This window comes from Acinetobacter sp. V2 (assembly GCF_001188385.1).
GTDB lineage: Bacteria > Pseudomonadota > Gammaproteobacteria > Pseudomonadales > Moraxellaceae > Acinetobacter > Acinetobacter oleivorans.
This window is the reverse complement of record NZ_JZFB01000002.1, coordinates 75,066-79,998: the sequence shown is the minus strand read 5'-3', so window position 1 is coordinate 79,998 and position 4,933 is coordinate 75,066. Positions and strand designations below refer to the sequence as shown.

Here is a 4,933-nt window from a genome sequence, read left to right as displayed (position 1 = left end):
GACTTCATTCGATTGTATGATCGACCCATTTTGACCCAGCTTAGGATTTGCCAGGCTTATAAAGGCTTTGCCACATATGTTGTATACCGAAATTCCAACTCAACGCCCTGTTACGCCATTGTTAGATGCAATTGATCATCCTCAACAATTACGTCAGCTCGAGCATAGCCAATTGGTTCAAGTGGCTGATGAGTTGCGTCAATATATTTTATATGCAGCAGGCCAGAGTGGTGGCCATTTCGGTGCTAATCTCGGCGTGGTTGAGCTGACGGTTGCGCTGCATTATTGCTTTAATACACCAAATGACCGATTAGTTTGGGATGTGGGACACCAGGCGTATCCGCATAAAGTCCTGACAGGTCGTCGTGAGCAAATGACCACGATTCGTTCTAAAAATGGTTTAGCAGCATTTCCAGCCAGAGAAGAATCAGTTTTTGATACATTCGGCGTAGGACATTCATCAACAGCAATTTCAGCTGGTTTAGGAATGTCGTTAGCACGTCGCTATCAAAATGATCCATGTGAAGTCGTTTGTATTGTTGGTGATGGTGCAATGACAGCAGGTATGGCGTTTGAAGCCATGAATGATGCTGTTGCACATAATGCTGATTTAATTGTTGTGTTGAATGACAATGACATGTCAATTTCTTGTAGCACAGGCGGTTTTGCTAAACATTTAGCTGCAATTTGGGAAAAAGGCCATTTAGTTAATGTAGATGAACATGGTGAGGCTTACATTCAGCCACATCCAAAATGGACCTATAACTCTCGTTTGCATCAATCGGCAACAGATGCGGCAGATAATTTATTTAAAGCAATTGGTTTTGATTATTTTGGCCCATTCGATGGCCATGACGTAAATCAACTGGCCCAAGTATTTAATGCTCTCAAGAAGCGTCAAGGCCCGCGTTTAGTCCACGTCTATACTAAAAAAGGTAAAGGTTTCACTCCGGCAGAAGCGGATCCGATTACCTACCATGCAATTAGCAAAATTAATGCGACTTCAGCAGGTAAAACACCGCCTAAATATTCTGATGTATTTGGTCAGTGGTTATGTGATGAGGCTGCACAAGATGAGCGTCTACTTGCGATTACACCAGCAATGTGTGAAGGCTCAGGTATGGTTCAGTTTGCTAAAGAATTTCCGCAGAGATTTTTTGATGTTGCGATTGCTGAGCAGCATGCAGTAACACTTGCAGCAGGAATGGCTTGTGAAGGCTTAAAACCTGTTGTTGCGATCTACTCAACATTCTTGCAGCGTGGTTACGATCAGCTTATTCACGATGTCGCATTACAAAACCTCGATGTGACTTTCGGAATTGACCGTGCAGGTTTGGTTGGTGAAGATGGTCCAACTCATGCAGGTGCATATGATTATGCATACATGCGTACAGTGCCAAACATGGTCATCATGGCACCAAAAGATGAAAATGAATGCCGTCAGATGCTTCATACAGCCTATATCTATAATGGACCAGCGGCAGTACGTTACCCACGTGGTGCAGGGGTAGGTGTTGAAATTCAGCAAGAGTTGACTGCTATTGAGTTAGGAAAAGCTGAAATCGTTGCTGAAATTAAATCTGCTTGTGATGAACAGATTACAATTTTGGCATTTGGTAGCCGCGTTATGGTTGCCATAGAAGCTGCTGAACAATTTGCACAAAAACATGATGTAGGTGTGCGTGTTGTAAATATGCGTTTTGTGAAACCACTTGATGAAAAAATGATTCGTGATTTGGCTGAGCACACACATTTATTTGTCACTGTTGAAGAGCATGCCGTTATGGGTGGCGCGGGAAGTGCGGTAAATGAGTTCATGGCTCAAGAACAAATTGTGAAACCTATCATTAATTTAGGCCTGCCAGATTTGTTCTTACAACAGGCTTCACATGGACAAATGTTGCAAGACTGTGGTCTAGATGCAAAGGGTATTTTGAGCTCAATTGAGAAAGTTTGGCTCAAGTTAAACCAGGTCGTTTGACCCTCAATAAAATTTTTGAAACATTTTCCCCCTAAAAGCGCATATATTTGCTAAAATATTTGCGCTTTTATGCATTATTCTTTGTCAAAATCTTCAAATTTGTCTAGTGGGTGTTCAATGGAACCTATGGTGGTTATGGCTGCGCGTGCGGCTCAAACAGTTGGTCAAGAGCTTTTAAAAGCGCATCAAAATCGTCATAAACTCGATTTGCAAGTTGAAGAGAAAGGCATTGATGGCCCAGTAACACGTGTAGATCGTTATTTAGAACAGTTAGCGATTGATACGTTACGTAAAAGTTATAAAAACCATAGCTTCTTAGGTGAAGAGTTTGGTTTGCAAGAAGGCAAAGGCCATGATGCAGAGTGGTGCTGGGTAATTGACCCGCTTGATGGCACACAAAACTTTATTAATGGTTTCCCTCATTTCTGTATTTCTATTGCAGTTCAGCATAAAGGTGTTACTCAACACGGCGTAATCTACGATCCAGTACGTGATGAGTTATTTTCTGCAAGCCGTGGTCGCGGTGCAGTTATGAATCAACGCCGTATTCGTGTAAATGTAAAAGATAGTTTAGAAAATACATTCTTAGCAGTAGGCCATCCTTACCGCGCTAAACGTGCTGGCGAAATCGTATCTTATGCAGAGCAGCATTTTGCATCATTATTAGCTGTTACTGAAGCAGGCGCACAAATCCGTCGTGGTGGTTCAGCTGCTCTAGATTTAGCGTATGTAGCTGCAGGTCGTTTCGATGGCTTCTTTGAGCTTGGTTTAAAGCCATGGGATATCGCTGCTGGTGAACTTATTCTTAAAGAAGCGGGCGGTGTAGTTGTTGATGCACGTGGTGGTAATAATTCACTTGAAAATGGTCAAGTACTCGCATGTTCGCTTAAATTGCTAAAACCTTTAATGCAAACAGTTGTTCCAGCTTGGGATAAAGCTGCAAAATAATTTGGTTTATTATTAATAAAACCCTCTGTAATCAGAGGGTTTTATGTTTTAAATAAAGATTAAAATTAAGTTGATTCAAGAAATATGCATAAAGTTGATTAAAAAAGGTGACTTTTAAATTATTTCTGCTATAATCCGCCAACGCACTTAAATTTCCGTTCATTACCTGAACATTCTGTTCTATTCATTGTAAGCGCACGCTGTCCATAGAGAGGACCATTACTTGCGCCCCAATCGCTCAGCGATTCTTCAGGTTCGGCCGTAATCAAGCGTGCGTTTAGTCCACATCGTCGTTACTCGGATTGCTGCTGAAAAAACGTTTCAGCTAATTTTGCTTTGCCGCTTTTTGCCGATGTCTATTTTTTTGTATTTATTAAAAATGGAGCACCCACAAGGGTGAAACTCTCTATGAGCAAAACTTTTGCCGAATTTTCTTTGCATGAAACCTTACAACAAGCGCTTGAAGGTTTAGGTTTTACTGCCCCGACTCCTGTGCAAGAACAAGCAATTCCTGCTGCTTTAGAAGGTAAAGACCTTCTTGTATCAAGCCAAACTGGCTCTGGTAAAACTGCTGCATTCTTACTCCCAACATTAAATGCTTTAGCTGGTCAAGAGACTGTTGTACCGTTCAAAGACCGTATGAAAGCAGTAACTCAACCGAATATCTTGGTAATTTCACCAACTCGTGAATTGGCTCAGCAAGTAAGTCAAGATGCAATTGCATTTGTACGTCACATGAAAGGTGTTCGTATTGCTGCCATTATGGGTGGTATGCCATTTGCAAAACAAATTCAACAATTAAAAGGCGCGCAAGTTGTTGTTGCAACACCTGGTCGTTTACTTGACTTGGTAAATCGTCGTCAAATTAAATTAGATCAAGTAGATGCTTTAATCGTTGATGAAGCGGACCGTATGCTTGACCTAGGTTTCTCTGAAGACTTAGAAGCAATTAGCGAATTAGCGGCTAACCGTAAACAAACATTAATGTTCTCTGCAACATTTGCTGACCGTATTATTCGTCTTGCATCATGCATGATGAAAGATCCTATGCGTATCGCAATTGAAACAGGTCATTCAACCAATACTGATATTACACAAACATTGCATTGGACTGATGGCTTCGAACATAAGAAAAAATTACTTACCCATTGGTTAAGTGATGAAAACTTAGATCAAGCTGTTGTTTTTGCTAGTACGCAAGAAGATACAGATATGTTGGCAGAAGAACTTGCTGAAGCAGGTCATTCTGTAGTTGCACTTCATGGTGCAATGCCACAAACAGTTCGTAACCGTCGTTTACGTAGTATTCGTGAAGGTCGTGCAAAAATCTTAGTTGCAACTGACGTTGCTGCTCGTGGTCTTGACGTTCCGACAATCTCTCACGTAATTAACTTCGGTCTTCCGATGAAGCATGAAGATTATGTACACCGTATTGGTCGTACTGGTCGTGCTGGTCGTACTGGTCAAGCAATTACTTTAGCGACTTATCGTGAACGCGGTAAGATTCGTGCACTTGAAGAATATTTAGAAGCGCGTTTAAGTGTTTCTGAAATTGAAGGCTTAGAGCCATCTCCACCTCCTGCTCGTTCAGGTCGTGATGGCGGTGGTCGTGGTCGTGGCGGTAATGGCGGTAGCCGTGATGGTCGTCGTGGTGGCGGCGGTTTCGGTGGCGGTCGTCGTTTTGAAGGCGAAAGCAACTTTAAACGCCGTGAAGGTGGTCGTGATGACCGTCCACGTCGTAGCTTCGATGATAAACCACGTGGTGAGCGTCCAGCATTTGGTGGTGAAGATCGTCCACGTCGCGAGTTCAATTCAGACCGTCCACGTCGTGAAGGTGGTTTTGAAGATCGTCCACGTCGTGAGTTCGGTTCAGATCGTCCGCGTCGCGAAGGTGGTTTCAATGATAAACCGCGTTTTGACTCGAATGATGACAACCGTGGTAATCGCGTAGATTATAAACCACGTCGTGAAAGTGGTTTTGGTGATCGTCCAAAACGTAGCTTC

The 4,933-nt window shown here is 42.5% G+C and carries 3 protein-coding genes; all 3 read left to right on the top strand.

Translation table 11 applies throughout. The features are described 5' to 3' along the window. Window positions 1-76 precede the first annotated feature (76 nt). The gene (gene dxs, locus UC75_RS09170) at window positions 77-1,981 is read left to right on the top strand and encodes a 1-deoxy-D-xylulose-5-phosphate synthase (protein ID WP_049837394.1); all 1,905 of its coding nucleotides are present in this window, start codon (window positions 77-79) and stop codon (window positions 1,979-1,981) included. Between the two features lie 117 nt (window positions 1,982-2,098). Further along, entirely contained in the window at window positions 2,099-2,929 is an 831-nt protein-coding gene (locus tag UC75_RS09165; RefSeq protein ID WP_004789677.1) for an inositol monophosphatase family protein, read from the top strand. 408 nt (window positions 2,930-3,337) lie between these two features. Further along, window positions 3,338-4,933, top strand: a 1,596-nt coding sequence (locus UC75_RS09160) for a DEAD/DEAH box helicase (RefSeq protein WP_228137240.1), incomplete at its 3' end; no start/stop codon positions are given.